This window comes from Brevundimonas sp. RM1 (genome assembly GCF_052907225.1).
In genome coordinates this window covers 26,022-49,336 of sequence record NZ_JBRERY010000003.1, presented here as the reverse complement: position 1 = coordinate 49,336, position 23,315 = coordinate 26,022, and the positions used below count along the sequence as shown (strand labels likewise).

Annotated in this window: 20 protein-coding genes and 1 tRNA gene; 9 read left to right on the top strand and 12 right to left on the bottom strand. The window is 68.0% G+C overall.

Annotation, left to right across the window (positions count from 1 at the left end):
• Positions 1-210: 210 nt before the first annotated feature.
• The 5 genes from ACU5AP_RS03970 to ACU5AP_RS03950 all read right to left on the bottom strand — a co-directional run bounded on the left by ACU5AP_RS03970 (position 211) and on the right by ACU5AP_RS03950 (position 5,124).
• Entirely contained in the window at positions 211-480 is a 270-nt protein-coding gene (locus ACU5AP_RS03970; protein WP_003166300.1) for an ATP synthase F1 subunit epsilon, read from the bottom strand.
• Positions 481-483: 3 nt separating this feature from the next.
• A complete protein-coding gene (gene atpD, locus ACU5AP_RS03965; RefSeq protein WP_003166302.1) occupies positions 484-2,025 on the bottom strand; it encodes a F0F1 ATP synthase subunit beta in 1,542 nt (513 codons plus the stop codon).
• A gap of 37 nt (positions 2,026-2,062) precedes the next feature.
• A complete protein-coding gene (locus tag ACU5AP_RS03960; protein WP_076222867.1) occupies positions 2,063-2,932 on the bottom strand; it encodes a F0F1 ATP synthase subunit gamma in 870 nt (289 codons plus the stop codon).
• Positions 2,933-2,969: 37 nt separating this feature from the next.
• On the bottom strand, positions 2,970-4,502 hold the full coding sequence (gene atpA, locus ACU5AP_RS03955) for a F0F1 ATP synthase subunit alpha (protein ID WP_046652460.1): 1,533 nt from the start codon (positions 4,500-4,502) through the stop codon (positions 2,970-2,972).
• 67 nt (positions 4,503-4,569) lie between these two features.
• Positions 4,570-5,124, bottom strand: a complete 555-nt coding sequence (locus tag ACU5AP_RS03950) for a F0F1 ATP synthase subunit delta (RefSeq protein ID WP_003166305.1) — start codon at positions 5,122-5,124, stop codon at positions 4,570-4,572.
• A 332-nt stretch (positions 5,125-5,456) separates the two neighbouring features.
• Here ACU5AP_RS03950 and ACU5AP_RS03945 point away from each other — a divergent pair, with 332 nt between their 5' ends.
• Both ACU5AP_RS03945 and ACU5AP_RS03940 read left to right on the top strand, forming a co-directional pair.
• The gene (locus tag ACU5AP_RS03945; RefSeq protein ID WP_128114898.1) at positions 5,457-6,287 is read left to right on the top strand and encodes a TerC family protein; all 831 of its coding nucleotides are present in this window, start codon (positions 5,457-5,459) and stop codon (positions 6,285-6,287) included.
• A gap of 2 nt (positions 6,288-6,289) precedes the next feature.
• A complete protein-coding gene (locus ACU5AP_RS03940) occupies positions 6,290-7,099 on the top strand; it encodes a glutaminyl-peptide cyclotransferase (RefSeq protein ID WP_232623987.1) in 810 nt (269 codons plus the stop codon).
• 161 nt (positions 7,100-7,260) lie between these two features.
• Here ACU5AP_RS03940 and ACU5AP_RS03935 read toward each other — a convergent pair whose 3' ends face one another.
• A complete protein-coding gene (locus tag ACU5AP_RS03935; RefSeq protein WP_446680812.1) occupies positions 7,261-9,441 on the bottom strand; it encodes a primosomal protein N' in 2,181 nt (726 codons plus the stop codon).
• 162 nt (positions 9,442-9,603) lie between these two features.
• On the opposite strand from ACU5AP_RS03935, the gene fsa reads away from it, so the two are divergent.
• The 4 genes from fsa to ACU5AP_RS03915 all read left to right on the top strand — a co-directional run bounded on the left by fsa (position 9,604) and on the right by ACU5AP_RS03915 (position 13,013).
• Positions 9,604-10,257: a fructose-6-phosphate aldolase gene (gene fsa, locus ACU5AP_RS03930; protein ID WP_003166309.1), complete on the top strand. Its 654-nt coding sequence runs from the start codon at positions 9,604-9,606 to the stop codon at positions 10,255-10,257.
• Between the two features lie 24 nt (positions 10,258-10,281).
• Positions 10,282-10,983, top strand: coding sequence for a DUF484 family protein (locus tag ACU5AP_RS03925; RefSeq protein WP_446680811.1), 702 nt, complete (start codon positions 10,282-10,284; stop codon positions 10,981-10,983).
• An 11-nt stretch (positions 10,984-10,994) separates the two neighbouring features.
• Positions 10,995-11,909, top strand: coding sequence for a tyrosine recombinase XerC (locus ACU5AP_RS03920; RefSeq protein ID WP_446680810.1), 915 nt, complete (start codon positions 10,995-10,997; stop codon positions 11,907-11,909).
• 81 nt (positions 11,910-11,990) lie between these two features.
• Complete coding sequence (locus tag ACU5AP_RS03915; protein WP_446680809.1) at positions 11,991-13,013, top strand: pepsin/retropepsin-like aspartic protease family protein; 1,023 nt, start codon at positions 11,991-11,993, stop codon at positions 13,011-13,013.
• A 5-nt stretch (positions 13,014-13,018) separates the two neighbouring features.
• Here the strand turns inward: ACU5AP_RS03915 and ACU5AP_RS03910 are convergent, their stop codons facing one another.
• Positions 13,019-13,810, bottom strand: coding sequence for an SDR family oxidoreductase (locus tag ACU5AP_RS03910; RefSeq protein ID WP_446680808.1), 792 nt, complete (start codon positions 13,808-13,810; stop codon positions 13,019-13,021).
• A 69-nt stretch (positions 13,811-13,879) separates the two neighbouring features.
• On the opposite strand from ACU5AP_RS03910, the gene ACU5AP_RS03905 reads away from it, so the two are divergent.
• Positions 13,880-14,446: a GNAT family N-acetyltransferase gene (locus ACU5AP_RS03905; RefSeq protein WP_313425301.1), complete on the top strand. Its 567-nt coding sequence runs from the start codon at positions 13,880-13,882 to the stop codon at positions 14,444-14,446.
• Here the strand turns inward: ACU5AP_RS03905 and ACU5AP_RS03900 are convergent.
• The 3 genes from ACU5AP_RS03900 to ACU5AP_RS03890 form a co-directional block, all read right to left on the bottom strand.
• A complete protein-coding gene (locus ACU5AP_RS03900; RefSeq protein WP_446680807.1) occupies positions 14,421-15,506 on the bottom strand; it encodes a DUF5694 domain-containing protein in 1,086 nt (361 codons plus the stop codon). The two genes, ACU5AP_RS03905 and ACU5AP_RS03900, sit on opposite strands and share 26 nt — an antisense overlap.
• 139 nt (positions 15,507-15,645) lie before the next feature.
• The gene (lpdA, locus tag ACU5AP_RS03895; RefSeq protein WP_313518600.1) at positions 15,646-17,058 is read right to left on the bottom strand and encodes a dihydrolipoyl dehydrogenase; all 1,413 of its coding nucleotides are present in this window, start codon (positions 17,056-17,058) and stop codon (positions 15,646-15,648) included.
• A gap of 199 nt (positions 17,059-17,257) precedes the next feature.
• Positions 17,258-20,101 (bottom strand): TonB-dependent receptor, encoded by a 2,844-nt coding sequence (locus tag ACU5AP_RS03890; protein WP_446680806.1) that lies wholly within the window; start codon positions 20,099-20,101, stop codon positions 17,258-17,260.
• A 253-nt stretch (positions 20,102-20,354) separates the two neighbouring features.
• Between ACU5AP_RS03890 and ACU5AP_RS03885 the strand changes: the two genes are divergently transcribed.
• Complete coding sequence (locus tag ACU5AP_RS03885; protein WP_128718956.1) at positions 20,355-21,461, top strand: phytase; 1,107 nt, start codon at positions 20,355-20,357, stop codon at positions 21,459-21,461.
• A gap of 125 nt (positions 21,462-21,586) precedes the next feature.
• On the opposite strand, the gene ACU5AP_RS03880 is transcribed toward ACU5AP_RS03885, so the two are convergent.
• A tRNA-Gly gene (locus tag ACU5AP_RS03880) sits at positions 21,587-21,661 on the bottom strand.
• A 272-nt stretch (positions 21,662-21,933) separates the two neighbouring features.
• Positions 21,934-22,716 carry an SDR family oxidoreductase gene (locus tag ACU5AP_RS03875; RefSeq protein WP_003166320.1) on the bottom strand — a complete coding sequence of 261 codons (783 nt, stop codon included), beginning with the start codon at positions 22,714-22,716 and terminating at the stop codon, positions 21,934-21,936.
• 54 nt (positions 22,717-22,770) lie between these two features.
• Here ACU5AP_RS03875 and ACU5AP_RS03870 point away from each other — a divergent pair, with 54 nt between their 5' ends.
• The gene (locus ACU5AP_RS03870; protein ID WP_003166321.1) at positions 22,771-23,175 is read left to right on the top strand and encodes a YkvA family protein; all 405 of its coding nucleotides are present in this window, start codon (positions 22,771-22,773) and stop codon (positions 23,173-23,175) included.
• The last annotated feature ends 140 nt before the right edge of the window (positions 23,176-23,315 follow it).

Below are 23,315 nucleotides of genomic sequence, written 5' to 3'. Positions count from 1 at the left end.
CAGCCGTCCGTCTGCGGAACCTTGGCTAGGTGGAGCGCGCGCCGCACTGGATCCTCGGGTCAAGCCCGAGGATGACGGCGGAGATAATGGATGACGGCGTGAGGTGCGATGACGGCGGAGTTGGCGTCGGAGTTGGCGTCGGACATCGCGCACGAAAAAGGCCCCTCGCCGCAAGCGAGGGGCCTTTGATCGTTTCAGCGTCGCGAAAGCTTAGTTCGCGACCAGCTCCGAAGCCTCTTCGGCCAGGATGGTCAGGCCTTCGCCGTTGACGTCGGCGAAGCCGCCCTTGACCTCGAAGCGGCGGCGCTGGGCGCCGTCATAGACCGTCACCACGCCTTCGCGCAGGGTGGTCATGAAGGGCGCGTGGCCCGGCAGGACGCCGAAGTCGCCCTCGACGCCCGGCGCATCGACCTGATCGACCGAACCGGCGAAGACTTCGCGTTCCGGGGCGACGAGGGAGAAGTTCAGCTTACCGGCCATGACTTAGGCTTCCGCAGCCATCTTGGCGGCCTTCTCGACGGCCTCTTCGATGGCGCCGACCATGTAGAAGGCGGCTTCCGGCAGGTGGTCGTATTCGCCGTCGCAGATCGCCTTGAACGAGCGGATGGTGTCGGCCAGCTCGACGAACTTGCCCGGCGAGCCGGTGAACTGCTCAGCCACGAAGAAGGGCTGCGACAGGAAGCGCTGGATCTTGCGGGCGCGCGACACGACCAGCTTGTCGTCTTCCGACAGCTCGTCCATGCCCAGGATGGCGATGATGTCCTTCAGCGCCTTGTACTGCTGCAGGATTTCCTGGACGCGGCGAGCGACCTGATAGTGCTCCTCGCCGATGACCAGCGGGTCCATGATCCGCGAGGTGGAGTCCAGCGGGTCCACGGCCGGGAAGATGGCCTGGGCGGCGATGTCGCGCGACAGAACGGTCGTGGCGTCCAAGTGGGCGAACGAAGCGGCCGGGGCCGGGTCGGTCAGGTCGTCGGCGGGGACGTAGATGGCCTGGACCGAGGTGATCGAGCCCTTCTTGGTCGAGGTGATGCGCTCCTGCAGGTTGCCCATCTCGGTCGCCAGCGTCGGCTGATAGCCCACGGCCGAGGGGATGCGGCCCAGCAGAGCCGACACTTCCGAACCGGCCTGGGTGAAGCGGAAGATGTTGTCGACGAACAGCAGCACGTCCTTGCCTTCCTCGTCACGGAAGTATTCCGCGATCGACAGGCCGGTCAGGGCGACGCGGGCGCGGGCGCCCGGCGGCTCGTTCATCTGGCCGTAGACCAGGGCGCACTTGGAGCCTTCGGTCGAGCCGTTGTTCTTGGCCGGGTCCACGTTGACGTTGGACTCGATCATCTCGTGATACAGGTCGTTGCCTTCGCGGGTGCGTTCGCCCACGCCGGCCAGAACCGAGTAACCGCCGTAAGCCTTGGCGATGTTGTTGATCAGTTCCTGCATGGTCACGGTCTTGCCCACGCCGGCGCCGCCGAACAGGCCGGTCTTGCCGCCCTTGGTGTAGGGGCAGATCAGGTCGATGACCTTGATGCCGGTGACCAGGATTTCCGCCGAGGTCGACTGTTCGTCGAAGGTCGGGGCTTCCTTGTGGATCGGACGGTATTCAGTGGTCAGGATCGGACCGGCTTCGTCGATCGGCTGGCCGACGACGTTCATGATGCGGCCGAGCGTGCCGGGGCCGACCGGGGCCATGATCGACTTGCCGGTGTCGACGACGGGCTGACCGCGGGTCAGGCCTTCGGTCGTGTCCATGGCGATGGCGCGGACCATGTTCTCACCCAGGTGCTGGGCGACTTCCAGGACCAGGGTGAAGGGCTCGCCCGTCTTCTGGTCGACGTTCTGGGTCTCCAGGGCGCTCAGGATCGCCGGCAGGTGGCCTTCAAACTCGACGTCGACGACGGCGCCGATGACCTGGGCGATCTTGCCCTGGCCCGCGACGGTCGCGACGGCGGCCTTCGGAGCGGCGGCCTTCTTGGGAGCGGCCGGCTTCTTGGCGGCGGGTTTCTTGGCGGCGGTGGTGTCGGTCATCGGGTTTTGTCCGTGTCGAATGTCAGCTGTGTCGGGATCAGAGCGCTTCAGCGCCGGCGATGATCTCGATCAGCTCGGTGGTGATCTGAGCCTGGCGGGAACGGTTGTACTGCAGCGTCAGGGCGCTGATGAGGTCGCCCGCGTTGCGCGTGGCGTTGTCCATCGCGGCCATCTGGGCGCCGAAGAAGCCGGCCTGGTTCTCCAGCAGGGCGGCCAGGATCTGCGTCGTCAGGTTGCGCGGCAGCAGGGTCTCGAGGATTTCCTCTTCCGACGGCTCATATTCATAGAGCGCGCCGGCGTCGGCCGAGGCGTCCGCGTCGACTTCGGCCGGGGCCAGCTGACGCGACGACGGAACCTGAGAGATCACCGACTTGAACTGGCTGTAGAAGAGGGTGACCTTGTCGGCCTCGCCCGCTTCAAACTTCTCGGCCAGCAGTTCGGCGATCGGCTGGGCCGAATGCAGGCCCACCGTCTTGTGCTCGCTCAGCTCGAAGGTCTTGACGACCTTGTCGCCGAACAGGCGGGTCAGCTGGTCGCGCGACTTGCGGCCGACGGCCACGATCTCGACGGTCTTGCCGTTGGCGATCAGGCTGTTGATGTGATCCCGCGCAGCGCGGATGACGTTGGTCGAGAACCCGCCCGCCAGGCCCTTGTCGGCCGTGGCGACGACGACCAGATGCTTCTGGTCGGCGCCGGTCCCGGTCATCAGGCGCGGGCCGTCGTCGCCGACGCCGGCCGCCAGGTTGGCGATGACCGAGGCCATCCGCTGCGCATAGGGCCGGGCGCTTTCGGCCTGGTCCTGGGCGCGCTTCAGCTTGGCCGCGGCGACCATCTGCATGGCTTTCGTGATCTTCTGCGTCGCTTTGACGCTTCCGATCCGATCGCGCATTTCCTTGAGGCTAGCCATCCGGCTCTGCTCTTCCTTTGACTACAGGGCCGAACGATCAGGCGAAGGTCTTGGCGAAGGCCGCCAGGATGTCCTTCAGCTCGGCTTCCAGCTCGGGCGTCAGGGCCTTCTTGGTGCGGATGCCGTCCAGCAGCGAGGCGTGGTTGGCGTGAATGCGGGCCAGCAGCTCGCTCTCGAAACGGCCGACCTGAGCCACTTCGATGCCGTCCAGATAGCCGCGCGTGCCGGCGTAGATCGACACGACCTGCTCTTCGACGGCCAGCGGCGAGTACTGCGGCTGCTTCAGCAGCTCGGTCAGGCGGGCGCCGCGGGCCAGCAGGCGCTGGGTCGAGACGTCCAGATCCGAGCCGAACTTCGCGAAGGCGGCCATTTCACGATACTGGGCCAGCTCGCCCTTAATCGAACCGGCGACCTGCTTCATGGCCTTGATCTGGGCCGAGGAGCCCACGCGCGACACCGAGATGCCGACGTTCACGGCCGGACGGATGCCCTGATAGAACAGGTCCGATTCCAGGAAGATCTGGCCGTCGGTGATCGAGATCACGTTGGTCGGGATGTAGGCCGACACGTCGTTGGCCTGGGTTTCGATGATCGGCAGGGCGGTCAGCGAGCCCGAGCCGTAGTCCTCGTTCAGCTTGGCCGAACGCTCCAGCAGGCGGCTGTGCAGGTAGAAGACGTCGCCCGGATAGGCTTCACGGCCCGGCGGACGGCGCAGCAGCAGCGACATCTGGCGGTAGGCAACAGCTTGCTTCGACAGATCGTCATAGATGATCAGGCCGTGCATGCCGTTGTCGCGGAAATACTCGCCCATGGCGGTGCCGGCGAACGGGGCCAGGAACTGCAGCGGGGCCGGCTCCGACGCCGTGGCGGCCACGACGATGGTGTATTCCAGCGCGCCCGACTCTTCGAGGGTCTTGACGATCTGGGCCACGGTCGAGCGCTTCTGACCGATGGCGACGTAGATGCAGTACAGCTTGGCCGACTCGTCGTCCGACTTGTTGACGGCCTTCTGGTTCAGGATGGTGTCGATGGCGACGGCGGTCTTGCCGACCTGACGGTCGCCGATGATCAGCTCGCGCTGGCCGCGGCCGACCGGGATCAGGGTGTCGATCGCCTTCATGCCCGTCTGCATCGGCTCGTGAACCGATTTGCGCGGGATGATGCCGGGGGCCTTCACGTCGACGCGGCGACGCTCGGTGAACTGGATCGGGCCCTTGCCGTCGATCGGCTCGCCCAGCGGGTTGACGACGCGGCCCAGCAGGCCCTTGCCGACCGGCACGTCCACGATCTCGCCCAGGCGGCGCACGTCGTCGCCTTCGGCGATGGCGGCGTCCGCGCCGAAGATCACGGCGCCGACGTTGTCGCGTTCCAGGTTCAGGGCCATGCCCTTCACGCCGGCCTTGGTGAACTCGACCATTTCACCGGCCTGGACGTTGTCCAGACCGTGAATGCGCGCGATGCCGTCGCCGACCGACAGCACCTGACCGACGTCCGAGACGTCGGCTTCCACGCCGAAGTTGGCGATCTGCGACTTGAGGATGGCCGAGATTTCGGCGGCGCGGATATCCATGATTGGCTCTTTCGGCTTTCGTCTTCGGTGCGGGCCCGCTGGCCCGGCTTGATCTGGAATTCGGGGCTTAGGCGCGCTTCAGCGCAAAAGTCATCTGGTCGAGCTTGGTCTTCAGCGAGGCGTCGAACAGCTTCGAGCCCACCTTGACCTTCAGGCCGCCCAGGATCGTCGGATCGACGCGAGCGGTCAGTTCGGGATCGCGGCCCAGGGCGGCGCGCAGCTCGGCCTGGATCTTCTTGGTCTGGGCGGCGCTCAGCGCCACGGCCGAAACCACCTCGGCGGCCACGACGCCCGTCTTCTTGGCGTACAGCGCCTCGAAGCCGGCGATCACGCCCGGCAGGTCCGACGCGCGGCCGTTCTGGCCCAACAGGCCCAGGAAGTTGCGCGTCGTCGCATTGAACTTGGCCTTGTCCGCGATGGCGGCCAGGCCCTTGGCCTGATCAGCCGACGCCACGATAGGCGAGGTGGCGAGACGGCGCAGATCCGCGCTGTCCAGCCAGGCCGCCTTTAGCGCAGCCAGATCGGCGCGCACGGCGTCCAGCGCCCCCGTCTCGTCCGCGAGGTCGAACAGCGCCTGTGCATACCGTCCGCCGACTTCCGTCGTCCTGAAATCGTCCGCCACTTATATTTGGTCCGCGTCTGAAGCGTTTGGATCAAGACCGGCCGCAGTCGCCTGCGCCAGCCAAGGGCCTGAAATGCTTGTAGAAAGCACGCTGGGGACGCATCTTTCGATACGCCCTTCGCTAAAGCCGCGCGGCTGATACCATGCAAGGCCTCGCCTCGCAACCGAGGGGCGCGGAACGATAACGCCGCACCCGCGCTCTCTTTGGTCGAATAGGACCGGTCAAGCTGGGTTCGACAGGAGGGCCTGCGACGACGACGACGCCATCCGACGCTTGATGCGCGCTCACGCTCCCGTTACCGAAAACCTTCCAACACCCATCAGGACACCCGATGCTCGAAAGCATAACCCCGCTGTTGACCGATCCCGCCGCCTGGGCGGCCCTTGTGACCCTCGTGGTCATGGAGGTGGTGCTGGGGATCGACAACCTGATCTTCATCTCGATCCTCTCGAACAAGCTCCCGCCCGAGCACCGCCAGCGCACGCGCCGTATCGGCATCGGCCTGGCCCTGGTCATGCGCCTGGGCCTTCTGGCCGCCATCGGCTGGATCGTCGGCCTGACCCAGCCGGTCTTCGACCTGGGCATCCACGGCGAGACCTTCGACACCGCCTTCTCCTGGCGCGATCTGATCCTGATCGCCGGCGGCCTCTTCCTGGTCTGGAAGGCGACGAAGGAAATCCACCACGCCGTCGACACCACGCCGTCGAACGACCACCTGCTTGAAAAGGACAAGAAGGACGTCGTCATCAACAACGTCGGTTCGGCCATCTTCCAGATCATCCTGCTGGACCTGGTGTTCTCGGTCGACTCCATCCTGACGGCGGTCGGCATGACCGATCACGTGCCGATCATGATGATCGCCGTGGTCATCGCCGTTCTGACCATGCTTCTGGCGGCCGACCCGCTGGCGAACTTCATCGACAAGAACCCGACCGTGGTCATGCTGGCCCTGGGCTTCCTGCTGATGATCGGCGCCGTGCTGATCGCCGACGGCTTCGGCGTCCACGTGCCCAAGGGCTATATCTACGCCGCCATGGCCTTCTCGGCCCTGGTCGAGGGCCTGAACATGTGGTCGCGCAACGCCCAGATCAGAAAGAACCAGGCCGAGGAAGCCGCCCAGGCCGCCCTCAACAAGGCCGAAACCGCCGAGCCCGGCGTCTAAACGTGCGTATCGGGCCGGTCCTGGCGACGCTTCTGCTGGCGCTTCCCGCGTCGGCGGCGGCGCAAGCGCCGGGGCCGGCCCCTTCTTCTTCCCCTCAGCCCGCGCCGGCCCGCGTTCCGGTCTATGGCTATGAGGTGGTGCGGACCTTCCCCCACGACCCGACCGCCTTCACCCAGGGGCTGGTCATTCGCGACGGCGTGCTGATCGAAAGCACCGGCCGCAACCCCTCCAGCGTGCGGCGCGTGCGGCTGGAGGACGGCGTCGTGCTGCAGAAGCGCGAACTCGAGCCCGAGTTCTTCGGCGAAGGCCTGACCGAGAAAGACGGCCGCGTCTTCTCCCTGTCGTGGATCAACGGCGTCGGCTTCATCTGGAATGCGGACGACCTGAAGCCCGTCTCCCGCTTCGCCTACGCGGGCGAGGGCTGGGGCCTGACGCACGACGGAACGCGCCTGATCCTGTCGGACGGATCGGCGGCCCTGCGCTTCCTCGACCCCGACACCCAGGCCGAGACCGGCCGCGTCTCCGTCACCCTGAACGGCCGCCCGGTGCGCCAGTTGAACGAACTGGAATGGATCGACGGCGAGGTCTGGGCCAACGTCTGGCGGACCGACTACATCCTCCGCATCGACCCAGAGTCCGGCCGCGTGGTGGGCGTCATCGACCTCAGCGGCCTGCTGCCCAAGGATCAGGTGAAGGATCCGGTCGACGACGTGCTGAACGGCATCGCCTGGGACGCGCAGAACCGCCGCCTGTTCGTCACCGGCAAGAATTGGCCCAGCCTGTTCGAGATCAGGCTGACCGGGCCGAGGTAGGCGCGGCTCTCGCCCTTACCCCTCACTCCACCGTCATCCTCGGGCTTGACCCGAGGATCGAGCGGGGGGCGCGCTCGCCCTCTCCAAAGTCGCGGAGGCGGATGGACCGATCCTCGGGTCAAGCCCGAGGATGACGGAGAGTGGGTAGGCGCCAGCACGCCTTACAGGAAACTATAAGGATCCACGTCCACCGTCAGCCGCACCGAGGCCGGAACCTTCACCCGCGCCAGCCAGGCGCGCAGGAAGGCCTGCAGGTTCACGTCGCGGTCGGCCCGCACCAGCAGCCGCTTCCTCCGCCGCCCGCGCACCAGCGCCAAAGGCGCGTCGGCGGGGCCATAGACCTCCAGCCGTTCGGCGTTGGGGATGGCCTCGGCCAGGTCGCGGGCGACCTTCTCGACCGCCATCGCGTTCTCGCTGGACAGGATCAGCGCCGCCAGACGGCCGTGCGGCGGCAGGGACGCCGCCTCGCGCTCAGCCATCTCCGCCTCGACGAAGGCGTCGCGATCGCCCGCCGCCAGGGCCTGCAGCACCGGATGCTCGGGCGTCCAGGTCTGCAGCAGGGCGCGGCCCGGCTTGTCCGCCCGCCCCGCCCGGCCCGTGGCCTGGGCCAGCAGCTGATAGGTGCGCTCGGCCGCGCGCAGGTCGCCGCCGCGAAGCCCTAAGTCCGCGTCCACCACCCCGACCAGCGTCAGGCGCGGGAAGTTGTGGCCTTTCGCCGCAGCCTGGGTGGCGACCAGGATGTCGATCTCGCCGTCGGCCATGGATTGGATCAGGGCGCGGGCCGATTTGCCGTCCGGGACGGTGTCCGAGCTGAAGACGGCGGTGCGCGCCTGGGGGAAGAGCTGGCGCACCTCCTCCTCGACTCGCTCGACGCCCGGCCCGACCGGGACCAGCGAATCCTCGGCCCCGCATGACGGGCAGGCCTTGGGCTTAGGCATGGAGAAGCCGGTCAGGTGACAGACCAGCCGCCCGGTGTAGCGATGCTCGACCAGCCAGGAATCCGTATCCGGCGCCGTCAGCCGGTGCCCGCACGACCGGCACAGCACCACCGGCGCATAGCCGCGCCGGTTGAGGAACAGCAGGCTCTGCTCGCCCCGCGCCAGCGTCTCGCCGATGGCTTCGCGTAAAGGTGCGGACAGCCAGGTCTGCGGGTCGGGCGGACATTCGCGCAGGTCGATCAGGCCAATCTCGGGCAGCACCGCCGCCCCATGCCGCGCCGCCAGCTTCAGCCAGCGATACCGTCCCTGATGGGCGTTCCACAGCGTCTCCAGCGACGGGGTGGCCGAGGCCAGCACCACCGCCGCCCCCTCGATGCGCGCCCGCGCCACGGCCAGGTCGCGGCCGTGATAGACCAGCCCCTCTTCCTGCTTGAACGAGCCGTCGTGCTCCTCGTCCACCACGATCAGGCGCAGGTTGGCGTAGGGCAGGAACAGGGCCGAGCGCGCGCCGACCACGATGTTGCAGCGCCCGGCGACCACCGCCTCCCACGCCTGTCGCCGGCGCGGCGGGGCGACGCCGGAATGCCACTCGGCCGGGGCGACGCCGAAGCGGGCGGTGATGCGCTCGATCACCGCCTGGGTCAGGGCGATCTCGGGCAGCAGGATCAGCACCTGCGCCGTCGGGTCGGCCCGCAGCGCCCGCGCCGCCGCCTCCAGATAGGCCTCCGTCTTGCCCGAGCCCGTCACCCCGTCCAGCAGGAAGGGGGCGAAACCGCCCGCCGCTGTCGCCTCGGCGATGGCCGCCGCAGACGCCGCTTGATCGGGGTTCAGGGTCGCGGGCGCATGGTCGGGATCGGGCGGATCGAAGGCGGCGACGGCCTCGATTTCGAACGCCTCCAGCACGCTTTCGTCGACCAGCCCCTTGACCACGCCGGACGAGACGCCCGCCGCCCGCGCCAGATCGGGGCCGGGCATGGATCGCGCGCCCAGCGCCTCCAGCACCGCCGTCCGCGCCGCCGTGGGGCGAGCGGGACTGCGCCCCTCGACGCGCCGCACCCGCCGCTCGGGGCGGGGCCGAGGCGCGCGCAGACCCTTCAACGCCGTCGCCGCCATCTCGCCGGGCGGGCTGAGGGTCCAGCGCGCCGCCCATTCGACGAAGTCCAGCGTGCGCTCCGGCAGACGCGGATCGTCCAGCACCTGCTCGACCGCCTTGAGGCGCCGGTTGGAGCCGGTCGTCTCGAACACCTCGGCCACCACGCCCCGGATCAGGCGCGGGCCCAGCGGCACGGCGACCTGATCGCCGCGCGCGACCGACAGCGCCTCGGGAACCGCATAGTCGAAGGCTTCCGGCACCGGCAGGGGAATGAGGACGGAGGCGACCTTCACGCGGCTTCTCCTCCCCATTTCATGGGGAGGTGGCGCGGTCGCGCAGCGACCGTGACGGAGGGGCTGCCTGGTTCTGCTGACAGAAGCCCCTCCACCACTACGTGGTCCCCCTCCCCACAGAGTGGGGAGGAAAAGAATGAGAGTCGCCCTTCGCGTTGGTCAGGGTTAGAACTCTTCTCCATGAAACTCTTTCTCGACACCGCCGACGTCGCCGTCATCAAGGACTTGCTGCCCACCGGGATGGTGGACGGCGTCACCACCAATCCTAGCCTGATCGCCAAGTCGGGTCGCAACATCGCCGAGGTCATCGCCGAAATCTGCGCCCTGGTCGAGGGGCCGATCTCGGCCGAGGCCGTGGCCACCGATTTCGAGACCATGGTCAAGGAGGGCGACAAGCTGGCCTCCATCGCCCCCAACGTCGTGGTCAAGCTGCCGCTGACGTGGGACGGCCTGCGCGCCACCCGCGCCTTCGCCGACAAGGGGATCAAGACCAACGTCACCCTGTGCTTCTCGGCGGCCCAGGCCATGCTGGCGGCCAAGGCGGGCGCGACCTTCATCTCGCCCTTCGTCGGTCGTCTGGACGATGTCGGCGCCGATGGCGTGGGCCTGCTGGAAGACATCCGCACCCTGTATGACATCCACGACTTCAGCACGGAAATCCTGGCCGCCTCGGTGCGCAATGCGGACCATGTGACCGCCGCCGCCCTGGCCGGCGCCGACGCCTCGACCATTCCGGCCGACGTTTTCAAGGCCCTGGTAAAGCACCCGTTAACCGACAAGGGGTTGGATGCCTTCCTGGCCGACTGGGGCAAGACCGGCCAGTCCATTCTGTAGTTTCCGACCCGACGAGAGGTCCGCTTGAGCACTTCCCTGGACCTCTCTTCCGACCCGGCGGCGGGCCTGCACTGGCCGCAGGTGCGCGCCTGGCTGGAAGATCACGCCGAACACCTGCTGGATGACCGCGCCCTGCTGGAAGAGCTGGGCCTGACCGCCACCGGGCGTAACGTCGTCGACTTCGGCCGCGCCGCCCTGGCGCGGCTGGAGGCCGTCGCCCAGCGCGAAGCCGGGGCGCGCAAGCTGATCGAAGAGATCGCCCGCGCCAACTTCGCCGCCCAGACCCAGACCCACGTCGCCGCCCTGGACCTGATGGAGGCCCAGACCCACGCCGAACTGGCGCGCTGCCTCGACGCCGTGACGCAGGGGCGTTTCGGCCTGGCCGGCGCCGCCGTGGCGATCGAGAAGCCGGGCGCCGTCCCCTTCGGCTGGAAGGCGCTGGAGCCGGGCCGCGTCGACGCCCTGCTGGGCGAGGACGGCCTGCACTGGCTCGGCCCCAACTTCACCGGCCTCAGCCTGTTCGGCCCGGCCGAGGGCGAGGTCGCCTCGGTCGCCCTGGTGCGGATGAACCTGCGCCTGCCGGGCGCCGCCGCGCCCCGCGCCGCCCTGTGCGCCTTCGGCTCGGGCGAGGAAGACGGCTTCACCCCCGCCATGGGCTGCGAACTGGTGGCCTTCGTCGCCCGCGTGGTCGAACGCATGGCCGAGCGATGGCCGCTGGACGCCTGAGCGCCCCCTCCATGACTTCGCAGGACGCTCTGGCCGCCTGGCTGGAGCATCTGGCCCATGAGCGCCGCCTGTCGCCGCGCACGCTGGAGGCCTATGGCCACATCGGCCGGCTGTATCTGGCCTTTCTGGAGCGCCATCGCGGCGGCCCCCAAAGCGCGGCGGACCTGGGCTCCGTCACAGCGGCCGAGGCGCGCGCCCATATGGCCGAGCGCCGCAACGGAGATCGCCCGCTGAACGCCCGCTCGCTCAGCCAGACCCTGGCCGCCATCCGGGGCTTTCACGCCTTTCTTGACCGACGCCTCGGCGTAGCGGCGCCGCAGCTAGCTCTGGTGCGGGGGCCCAAGGTCAAGGCCTCCCTGCCCCGCCCGGTCAGCGAGGATCAGGCGAAGGGCCTGCTGCACGAACCCGAGGCCGACCCCGACATGGAGCCGTGGGAGGCCGCGCGCGACCGCGCCGTCCTGACCCTGCTCTACGGCTGCGGCCTGCGGATTTCGGAGGCTCTGTCGCTGAAGCGGTCGGACGCCCCACTGCCCGAATCCTTGCGCATCACCGGCAAGGGCGACAAGACGCGCATGGTCCCCGTACTGCCCCAGGTGCGCGAGGCGACGCAGGCCTATCTGGCGCTGCAGCCCTTCGTCATCGACGCGGATCAGGCCCTGTTCCGGGCTCGGCGCGGCGGCCCTTTGAGCGCCCGTCATGTGCAGGCGGCCGTGCAGCGGCTGCGCGGGCGCCTCGGCCTGCCCGTCTCGGCCACGCCCCACGCCCTGCGCCACAGCTTCGCCACCCACCTGCTGGGCGCCGGCGCCGACCTGCGCTCGATCCAGGAGCTGCTGGGCCACGCCAGCCTGTCGACGACGCAGAAATACACCCAGGTCGACGCCGCCCGCCTGCTGGCCGCCTACGCCCAGGCCCATCCGCGCGGCTGACCCTCCGCAAACGGACTTTTCAGCACCTCGAAAAGGCGCCAGAATTCCGGCCTGGGGATCGCGGAACGGGAGTTCACGCGCGTGCACAGGCCGATTCTCGTTTCTGAGACCGATCGCCTCGCCCCCAGCCGCCGCATGGCCCTGAGCCTGCTGGCCCAGACCGGACTTGTTCTGGCCGCCCCCGCCTGGGCGCAGGATGCGACGAACCAGACGCCTCCCGCTTCGCCCGACGCCGAGGCCCGCCTGCTGGCGAACCTGCTGACCCGCATCGGGGTCGAGGTCGATCTGGACGGGCGCAAGGCGCTGTTCGTCATCGACACGGGCGCAGAGCGCAGCGCGATCTCCGACCGGCTGGCGCAGGCGCTGGACCTGCCGCCCGGCCCGCCCGTCCTGGTGCACGGCATCACCACCGCCCAGATGACGCCGACCGTGCGCCTGCCCCATCTGGCCTTTTCCGAGCGACGGTTCGCCGACCTGGTCCTGCCGGTCTTTCCCTATGGGCTGCTGGGGGCCGACGGTCTTCTGGGGCTGGACGTGCTGTCGCGCTTCCGGCTGACCCTGGATCTGCGGCGCCGCCGGGTCATGATCGCGGCCTCGGGCGTCGACGTCGTGCGGCGCGGCCTGTCCTTCGGCGGACGCGCCAGCCGGGTGGGTCTGGACATCACCGATGTCCGCTCGGGGCGTTTCAGCCAGTTGATCCTGACCCAGGTCGCGGCCGACGGCGTCCCGGCCGTCGCCTTCATCGACAGCGGCGCCCAATATTCGATCGGCAACAGCGCCCTTATGCGGGCGCTGGATTCGCGCCTGGGCCGGGTCGAGCGTCCCTTGGTGCGCGTCTATGGCGTGATCGGCCAGTCCTTGCTGGTGCGGTCCGGCGAACTGGCTGATCTGCGCCTGGCGCGGCGCGATCTGGGGCCGACGCCTCTGTTGTTCGGCGATCTGCACGCCTTTCGCATTCTGAACCTGATCGACCGCCCCGCCCTGTTGCTGGGCGCCGACGTCCTGACCCGGTTCAGCCAGGTGATGCTGGACTATGGCCGGGGCCGCATCGCCCTCGGCGGCCTGGCCCGTCGTCCGACGCCGCAGGCCGCGCCTCGGTCCTAGGCCGATCAGATCGCCCGAACCGCCCCGCCGTCGATGCGGATCAGCGAACCGGTGACATAGCCCGCCAGCGGACTGGCCAGAAAGGCGGCGACGGCGCCGAACTCCTCGGTCGCGCCGATGCGTCCGGCGGGGATGGACTTGACCGATTCCGCACGGGCCTCGGCGGGTTCGACGCCAGTCGCTGCGGCGCGGGCAGCGTCCAGCCGCTCGATGCGCGGGGTGTCGATCCGGCCGGGCAGAAGGGTGTTGACCGTCACCCCATTGGCCGCCACCTCGCCCGCCAGGGTCTTGGCCCAGGCCGCCACCGAGGCGCGCAGGGTGTTGGACACGCCCAGCGTCCCGATCGGCTCGATCACGCTGGTCGAGGCGACGTTCAGCACCCGCCCCCAGCCCATGGCCCGCATCCCCGGCATGACCCGGTCGGTCAGGCGGAAGACCGACAGCACCATGGCCTCGAACTGCTCGCGCCACAGCGCCGGGTCCAGCCCCGCCACGCCCGACGGCGGCGGCCCGCCCGTGTTGTTCAACAGGATCTGGATCGGCCCGCCCAGCCCGGCCTCAGCGACGTCCACCGCCTTCAGCAGGGCCTCGTGATCGGCCAGATCGGCCGGGGCGATGACCGCCCGGCCCGGCCCCATGGCGTTCAGTTCGTCGGCCACGGCCTGAAGCCTGGCCGCATCGCGCGACAGCAGGGCCACGTGCGCGCCCTCGGCCACAAGCGCCGTCGCCACCGCTCGCCCCAGGCCGCTGGAGCCGCCGCAGACCAGGGCGCGCTTGCCGGTGAGTTGAAGATCCATGCGAGGCTCCTGTTGCGAAACACCCAAGGCTCCACATGTACGTGGCCCTCTCGTCCAGACAAGGCCGCCATGTCGCTTCCCGTCCTGCCCATCGAAACCGAACGCCTGTCGCTGCGCGCCTTCCGCCCGGACGATTTTGACGCCTATTACGCCTACCACGCCCTGCCCGAGGTCTATCGCTACCTCTACGCCGCGCCGCCGAGCGCCGAAGAAGCGCGCAAAACCCTGCAAACAGCGAACGCCTTCACCGAGGACGGCGACGTCGCACGGCTTGCGGTGACGCGACGCGCGGATGGAGCCCTGCTGGGCGAGCTTTTCCTTAGGCTGGCCAGCAAGGCGGCCCTGCAGGCCGAGATCGGCTACATCTTCAACCCGGCCTTCGCCGGCCAGGGCTACGCCGCCGAGGCGGTGCGCGCCCTGGTCGGCGTCTGCTTCTCCCGCCTCGGCCTGCATCGCCTCTACGCCCGCCTCGACACGGACAACCAGGGCTCCATCGGCCTGGTCGAGCGGCTGCGCTTCCGGCGTGAGGCGCACCTGATCCAGAACGACCGTTTCAACGGCGTCTGGGGCGACGAATTCATCTACGCCGTGCTGGCCGCAGAATGGGCCGCTAACGCAGAACCGCGTCGGAACTGACCAGCCGCACGTCGTGCATCTGGTTCAGATAGGCCTCGTAGTAGCCTTTGTGCGAGGCGCCGACGATGGTCAGCATCCGCGTGCCCGGATAGCGCCCCAGCACGTCGCGGATGTTGGCGACCATGCGCAGGTTGCGGGTCTCCCAATAGCCCAGGTAGCGTCGCCCGAACGCCTCGGGCGACGGCTCCACATGGGTCGCGCCGAAGTCGGAGCGATAGGCCGCTACGGCTTCAGCCGGATCATTGTAGGCCCGATACATCGCCAACAAGCCGCCTGGACGCTCCAGACCAGCGCCCAACACCGCTGAGGCTTCCTTTCGCGCCTTTGAATTCGGGTTGTCCCAAGATCCCATGATGGCCTGGCGATAGCCCTCCTGCTCGTCCGGTCGAATGTCGGAAGAAGCCGTGTGGTCATCAACGGCCCACAACCTCTCCAGGCCCAGACGCGCCGCCAGAGCCGCGGCGATCAGCTCGGTCTCATTGCGACGCGTCATCCGACGGTTCAGTTCGGCAACCAACTCCTCCGTCAGCCCGTCCTGGGCCAACCGCTCGCTTTCAGGCAGGCGCAGCCACTGGACCACGGCGGACGGTGCTTCTCCGGCGGCCAGAAAAAGTAGGGCGAGCTGTCGCCTCTGTGTTGACGAAGGCGTCTCCGGCCAGTCCGCCAGAACGCGCTCGACTTCGACATTGGCGCCCGGAACATCCAATGCAGCGGCTTCACCGGCCTTGGCCGGATCATAGCAATAACTTCTAATCGTCGAGGCATAGCGTGTCGGCTGGCGTTTCATAGCATCGCACTGCAGACCCGAAAGGTTCTCGACCGCAATCGCCGTCGGTCGCCAAGTCGCCAACCGATCAAGCAAGGGCTCCAACAGCTCGGGCCGGAAGCTGTCCGGCAGGGCGGAAAGGTGCGGCGAGCCCAGCACCAGAACCTCATTGAACGCGCCTGCTGGAGGGCCTTTCAACTGGTCAGGGTGAAACGTGGGTCGATAGTCCTGCGCCGAGGCGACAGAACCGATCACCGCCCAGGCCGCCGCCGCCAATCCAATCGCCAAACGCATCGCTTCACCCTCGCTCCCGCCGTTTCGCGGTGAAACTGAAGACGGCCGCCGAGGCCAGCAAGTTAAGTTTCGGCAACGAAAAACGGCGCGCCCCGTGCGGAGCGCGCCGTTCAGATCGCGGTCTGAAAACCGGTGAGGCTTACGCCTGCATCGTCCAGCCTTCGACGCCCATGGCGGCCTGACGGAAGGCTTCCGAGCGGGTCGGGTGGGGGTGGCAGGTGCGAGCCACGTCTTCCGAGGCGCCGCCGAAAGCCATGGTCATGCAGGCCTCGCCGATCAGCTCGCCCGCCTGCGGGCCATAGATGTGGACGCCCAGAACCTTGTCGGTCGCGGCGTCGGCCAGAACCTTCACGAAGCCCTCGGTCTCATGGTTGATCTTGGCGCGGCTGTTGGCGGCGAAGGGGAATTTGCCCTTCTTGTAGTTGACGCCCGCCGCCTTCAGCGCCTCTTCGGTCTTGCCGACCCAGGCCACTTCCGGGCCGGTGTAGATGACCGACGGCACGAGGTCGTAGTCGACGTGGCCCGGCTTGCCCGCGATCAGTTCGATCACGGCCACGGCGTCTTCCTCGGCCTTGTGGGCCAGCATCGGGCCGTGCGTCACGTCGCCGATGACCCAAACGCCCGGCGCCGAGGTCTTGAAGTGGTCGTTGGCGATGAAGCCGCGCTGATCCGGCGTGACGCCGACCGTCTCCAGCCCCAGGCCTTCGGTGTAGGGACGGCGGCCGATGGCGACCAGCACCACGTCGCCCTTCAGGGTTTCCGCCTCGCCGCCCTTGGCCGGTTCGAGGGTCAGCTCCACGCCGTCCTTGGACGTCTTGGCGCCGGTGACCTTCGTGCCCATGCGGAAGGTCATGCCCTGCTTGGTCAGGCCGCGCTGGAAGGCGGTGGCGACTTCGCCGTCCATGCCCGCGCCAACCTTGTCGAGGAACTCCACGACCGTGACCTGGGCGCCCAGACGGCGCCAGACCGAGCCGAGCTCAAGGCCGATGACGCCCGCGCCGATGACGATCAGATGCTTGGGCACCTTGGGCAGGAACAGGGCGCCGGTCGAGTCGATGACCTTGCCGTCCTCGAAGGCGACGCCCGGCAGGGGGGTCGGCTCGGAGCCGGTGGCGATGACGATGTTCTTGGTCTCGAGCGTGGTCTTGGCGCCGCCCTCGGCTTCGACCTCGACCTTGCCGGCGCCGACGATGCGGCCGAAGCCCTTCACCACGTCGACCTTGTTCTTCTTCATCAGGAATTCGATGCCCTTGGTCAGGGCCTCGACGCTGTCGTCCTTGGCCTTGTGCATCTGGGCCAGGTTCAGCTTGGGCTTCACCTCGATGCCGATGCCGGCGAATTCGATGTTGGCGGCCTCATACAGTTCCGAGGCGTGCAGCAGGGCCTTCGACGGCATGCAGCCGACGTTCAGGCAGGTGCCGCCCAGGGTCGCGCGCTTTTCGATCAGGGCGGTCTTCAGCCCCAGTTGTCCGGCGCGGATGGCGGCGTTGTAGCCGCCCGGCCCGCCCCCGATGATCACCACGTCGTAGGTCTGGGAAGCGGCGTCGGCCATATGGTCCTCTGATCGTTCAGGCGCTGGGGAAGAGAGCGGCGCGGACACTAGCGCCGACCCCGGCGGGGTCAACCGCCACGGTCCATATAGGCCCGGATCGCGTCGGGGACCATGCCGAGAAAGACTAAAGGAGGGGCCGACGAAAGCAAAAGGCCGGGCGTCGCCGCCCGGCCTTCCGTTTTCAGCCGCTATGGACCGATCAGTATTTGAAGCGCACGCCCATGAAGACGTTGTAGCCGAACTTCTCGTACTCATAGGTCCGCTCGCGCGAGCCGTAGTAGCGAACGCCCGCCGAGTCGGTCAGGTTCTTAGCCTCGCCGAACACCTCGACCCCGTTGCCGAAGTCGTAGGAGGCGGTGAAGTCCAACTGCTCGCGGCCTTCGACGAACAGGTCGAAGTCGGGGTCGTCGGCGTTGATCTCTTCCAGATAGTCGCTGCGCTTGGTGTAGCTGAGGCGGGCGCTGAAGCCGGCCATCTCGTAGAAGAGGGCCAGGTTGTAGTTGTTCTCCGACTGACCCGGCAGCGAGAACTTGTTGCGGCCGCCATAGGCCTGGGCCGTTTCGATCTCGGCGTCGGTCCAGGTGTAGTTGGCGAAGACGCCGAAGCCCGAGGCCCAGCCGGGCAGGAAGCTGAACTTCTGCTGCCAGTTCAGCTCTAGGCCCATCAGGTGGCCGTTCGGGGCGTTGATGGGGGTCTCGAACTCGGCGTCGAACTCGGTCCCGTCGATCGTCACCTTGTCCTCGTATTTGAGGATGTAACGGTAGTCGGTCAGATCCTTGTAGAAGGCGTTGGCCGACACCACGCCCAGCGAGGCGAAGTAGTACTCCAGCCCGAAGTCGACGTTGTTCGACAGCGTCGGCTGCAGGTCCGGGTTGCCGATCTCATACGAGATGTCCGTGCCGTCGGTCTCTTCGATACGACGCGGGACGATCTGGTTGAACTCGGGGCGCGAGATCGAGCGCGTCAGGGCGAAGCGGCCGATCAGATTGTCCGAGAAGCTGTGGCGGACCGTCAGGTTGGGGAAGAACTCGGTGTCGTCGCGATCGACCCGCGCCATGTCATAGGGCTTGGTGCCGTCGTTATCGATCAGGCTGGCGGCCTCGCCCTCGAACTTGGTGTTCTCTACGCGCAGGCCGAAGATGATGTTGGTCGCGCCGATGTCCAGGCGGCCCTGGGCGTAGGCCGACAGAATGTCTTCCTTGGCCGTATAGTCCGCCGCGATGGAATCCGCCGGACGGATCGGCGACAGCGGGCGCATCTGGCCGAAGTAGTCGTCCACCAGGCCGTTGTTGAACTTCTTGCCCAACAGATAGTCGTAGTTGCGCGAGTCCGAGCCCGTCAGCAGGTCGGCGTAGGACTGCGACGGCGCATGGGCGGCGTCACGGCTGCGGAAGCGGTCCTCGTCGGCCGAGATGTCGCGGGTGCGGTATTTGCCGCCGAATTTCCAGGTGATCTCGCGGCCGCCGATGACCGAAGGCAACTCGAAATTGGTCTGGAAGGTCAGTTCGTCCTGCTCGGTCGTGCTGGAACGGAAGGCGTTCTCGCGGAAGCGGTATTGCGCCGCATCCATGTGTTCGCCGGTCGTGAAGATCGAATAGGTCGGCTGGTAGTGATCGCCGGTGAAGTCATAGGTGACCGACGGCTTGGCCCGCGACCGGAACAGCAGCTCGTTGCGGTTCGGATAGGTCTGCTCGCTGCTGGCCCACGAGATGTTCGCGTCCCACACAGCGCCGTTGCCGAAGATGCGCTCGGCGCCGGTCGTCAGGGTCAGGATTTCGTTCTTCTGGGTGCGGTGACGCAGCTGGCGCTCGACCGTCACGTCATTGAAGGTCGCCTTGCGGTCGGTGGCGCCGGCCTGAAGCTTTCCTTCGTCATAGGTCAGCAGCAGCTGGTTGCGGTATTCGTCGTCCTCGAACTGGGCGAACGAGCCGCGCACCCAGGCGCGATAGGCGTCCGACGGTCGGAACTCCAGCGAGCCGTTGATCGACTGGCGCGTGCGCTCGGTGTCGTAATCCTTGAACAGGCTTTCCTCGAGGGCGAACACCTCGCCGCCTTCCGGCGTCTTCATCTTGGTCCAGCCGGACTCGACGTTGTCGGGGCGGCGGTTGGTCTTGGAGTAGGAGTAGGACAGCAGGCCGCCGAAGGTCTGGTCCGCGCCGAAGACGTTCGACGCCGTGGCGCCCGCGCGGATGTCCTCGCCGCCGTAGTCGTTGTAGCTGCCGCCGGCATAGCCGCTGACGGCCAGGCGACGCTGGTCGAAGGGCGAGCGGGTCTTGATGTTGACGGCGCCGGCGATGGAATCGGCGTCCTGGCTCGGCAGCAGGGTCTTGGAGATCTCGATGTTGGAGACGATGTCGCTGGGCAGGGTGTCCAGGTCGACCGCGCGCGTGCCCGGATCGACGGCCGGAACCGTCACCCCGTCCACCGACACGGCGGTGAAGGCCGACGGCGCGCCGCGCACGTTGATGTAGCGGCCCTCGCCCTGGTCGCGCTGGATGGCGATGCCCGGCACGCGCTGCAGCGATTCCGCCACGTTCGGGTCAGGGTAGCGGCCGATGGCGTCGGCCGACAGGACGTTGATGGTGCCGTCGGCGTTCTTCTGCTGGTTCAGCGAGCGGGCCACGCCCTCGGTGATAACGCCGTTGACGATGACGTCGGCCACGGCGACCGCGTCGCCCGAGCCCATCATGACGGTGACCGAGGTCAGGCGGCCCGGCGCGGCGGCGACCGTCTGGGTCGCGGTCGGCAGGCCGATGTAGCGGGCCTCCAGCGTCACCTGGCCCGAGACGCCGCCCAGGTTGAACTCGCCCTGGCTGTTGCTGACGGCGCGGCGGCCGCTGACGCGGTCGATGATCTCGGCGCCCGGCAGGGGCGAGCCGTCGGCGTTGACGACGCGACCGATCAGGCCGTCGCCCGCCGGGGCGGCCGCAACGGCCGGAGCGGCGTCAACCGCGACGTCGACAGCCCTGGCGTCAGCAGCTTGGGCGGCGACAGCGAAAACCAGCGGCAGGCTCGCCGCGCTGAGAAGAAGTCCGAGCTTCATGTCCATATCCCCGAAGGCCGGCGCCGCTTCTGGCGGCCCGGTTCCGGCGGGATGGCTAATGCGCCGCGACGACGCGGCCGCGACGGTTTCACGAAAAGGAATCTGCGAGCGGAACACGGGATGACGACAGTTCATCCCGACCCGGATCATCCGTTGTCGAACCATCGCCGAACCGTCGCGGCAGCGCCGTTGACCGTCCTTTCGCGCGCGTGTTTCGGGCGGGCATTCCTCATTCGGACGGAAAGCTCCGCTCATGCCCGCCTCCCTGCCCCTGCGTTCGCTCGCCGGCCTTCTGGCCCCCGCCCTGCTACTGGCCGCCTGCGCCGGGCATGAGGCGGACTATCAGGGCGAGGGCGGCGGCTTCGTCGGCCAGGGCGCGCCCGTGCGCGCCGTGCTGGAGACGCCCTCGGTCGGCACCGTCGGCGACGACGCGGCCGACGATCCCGCCGTCTGGGCTTCCAAGACCCCCGTGACCATCGGCGACGTCCAGACCCCCGGCTTCGTCGTCGGCACCGACAAGAAGGCGGGCCTCTACGTCTACGGCTTCGACGGGGCCATTCTGCAGTTCATGCCCGAGGGGCTGCTGAACAACGTCGACGTGGTCGAGGGCCTGAGCCTCGACGGCCGCCCGCAGTTGCTGATCGGAGCCAGCGACCGCACGCCGGGCCGCACCGGCGTCGCCCTCTATCTGTTCGACCCGGCCGGGACCGGCGACAACAAGGTGCGCTACTGGGGCTCCATCGCCACCGACGTGGTCGAGCCCTACGGCTTCTGCTTCGCCCGGCGCGGCGAGGAGGTGCACGCCGTCCTGGTCGGCCATGAAGGCGAGCTGCGTCAGTTCATCGTCGCCGCCGGACCCGACGGCCGCCCCTCCGCGCAACTGGTCCGCCGCGCCGAGATCGGCTCCATCTCCGAAGGCTGCGCCGCCGATCCGGCGACCGACGCCCTCTATATCGCCGAGGAGAACGTCGGCCTGTGGCGCTACGCCCTCGACCCGGCCTCGGGCGGGACGCGCACCCTGGTCCAGCCGGTCGCGCCGGGGCTGCTGGTCGCCGACGCCGAGGGGCTGACGACGCTGACGGACGGCGAAGCGCGCTATCTGATCGCCTCCAGCCAGGGCGACTCGACCTTCCCCGTCTGGCGCATCGACGGCGCAGAGCCGCAGTTCAAGGGCCGCTTCGTGGTCGTGGACGGGACGGTCGACGGGGTGACGGGCACCGACGGCCTGGCCGCCCTGGGCGGTCCGGTCGGACCCTTCCCCGAGGGCCTGGTGGTCATCCAGGACGACGTCAACGACACCGGAACCCAGAACTTCAAATACGTCGACTGGCGCGACATCCGCGCCGCGCTGGGGCTGTAAGGTCGGAGGAGGGAACGCGAAAAGGCCTGACGGGATCGTCGGGCCTTTTTCATGTGCGGCGATGGACAGGGCGCAAAAGGAAACGGGGCCCGACCTTGCGGCCGGACCCCGTTTTCCCTTTCGACTGGAGCGGGCGAGGCGATTCGAACGCCCGACCCTCACCTTGGCAAGGTGATGCTCTACCCCTGAGCTACGCCCGCACTCCGTTGGGAGCGATGTGCTGCTCCCCGTCGAGGAAGGGGCGTATAGCGGACCGACTTCGGATCGCGCAAGCCCCTTTTTCGATTTTCGGCCAATCCGCCGATTTTTTTCGAATAGCCCTGAAACTTCACACGAAAACGGCCCCCGAAACGCCCGCAAGGACGCCTCGGAGGCCGCTTCAAAGCGCAGCTGCTGCCGCCGCTACGCGCCCTGCCCGCTCAAGCAGCGAGCCGCCGCGCGGCGAGCGTTAGCGGCCTTGCCGCTCATCGCCTTAGCGAGGCGCGAGACGGATCGCCCCGTCCAGACGGATGCACTCGCCGTTGATGTAGGTGTTCTCGGCCAGATGCAGGGCCAGGGCGGCGTAGTCGGCCGGCGTGCCCAGGCGCTTGGGGAAGGGGATCATGGCTGCCAGGGCGTCTTGCACCTTCTGGTCCATGCCCGCCATCATCGGCGTCCACATGATGCCCGGCAGGATGGTGTTGACCCGCACGCCCTCGTTCATCAGGTCGCGCGCGACGGGCAGGGTCATGGCGTAGACGCCGCCCTTGGACGCCGAATAGGCCGCCTGGCCGATCTGGCCGTCCTGAGCCGCCACCGAGGCGGTGTTGATGATCAGGCCGCGCTCGCCGTCGTCCATCGGCTCCAGCGTCACCATGCCCGCCGCCGACTGCGACAGGACGCGGAAGGTGCCGAACAGGTTGATCGAGACGGTGCGCTCGAACTGGGCCATGTCGTGGGCGCGGATCTCGCCGGTGTCCTTCTTGCGGCTGACGGTCTTCTGGCCGGTGGCGATCCCGGCGCAGTTGACGGTCAGGCGCTCCTGGCCGTGGGCGGCGCGAGCCTTGGCGAAGCCGGCGGCGACGCTGTCGTCCGAGGTCACGTCCACCTTGCAGAAAACGCCGCCGATCTCCTGGGCGATGACCTCGCCGCGCTCTTCGTTCAGGTCGAACAGGGCGACCTTGACGCCCTTGGCCGCCAGGGCGCGCGCCGTGCCTTCGCCGAGGCCCGAAGCCCCGCCCGTCACCACTGCCGCGATCGAAGCGTCGAGTTTCATGAAAGTCGTCCTATATTCGATTGAACCGAGTGCTCGTGCGAGGATTTAGCGGCCATGACCGCAAAGACCAACGGGGTGTCGCCTGATGACGCCATCAATCCTGAAAAGGCCCTGGTTCCCGCCGTGCAGAAGGTGAACGAGATGCGCGTGCGCAAGGGCTTCTGGCCCAAGATGCGGCGCACCGCCGCCCGCATCCCCTTCGCCGGACAGGCCATGGCCGCCTGGTACGCCGCCCAGGATCCCAAGACGCCGCTGGCGGCCAAGGGGCTGATCCTGGGGGCGCTGGCCTATTTCGTCATGCCGGTGGACGCCATTCCCGACATCTTCGCCGGCATCGGCTTCACCGACGACGCGGCCGTGATCGCCGCGGTGCTGGCGACCCTGGGCGCCCACCTCAAGCCCCGCCACCACGATCAGGCGGCGCAGGCGTTGAAGCGGTTGCGGGAGGACGAGGAATAAACCCTTCTCCCCTTGCGGGAGAAGGTGGGCGCCGAAGGCGCTCGGATGAGGGATCTCTCCGAAATCGGATGAAGGCTGCGAGGCCGAGGTCCCGCAACCCCTCATCCGTCAGGCTTCGCCTGCCACCTTCTCCCGCAAGG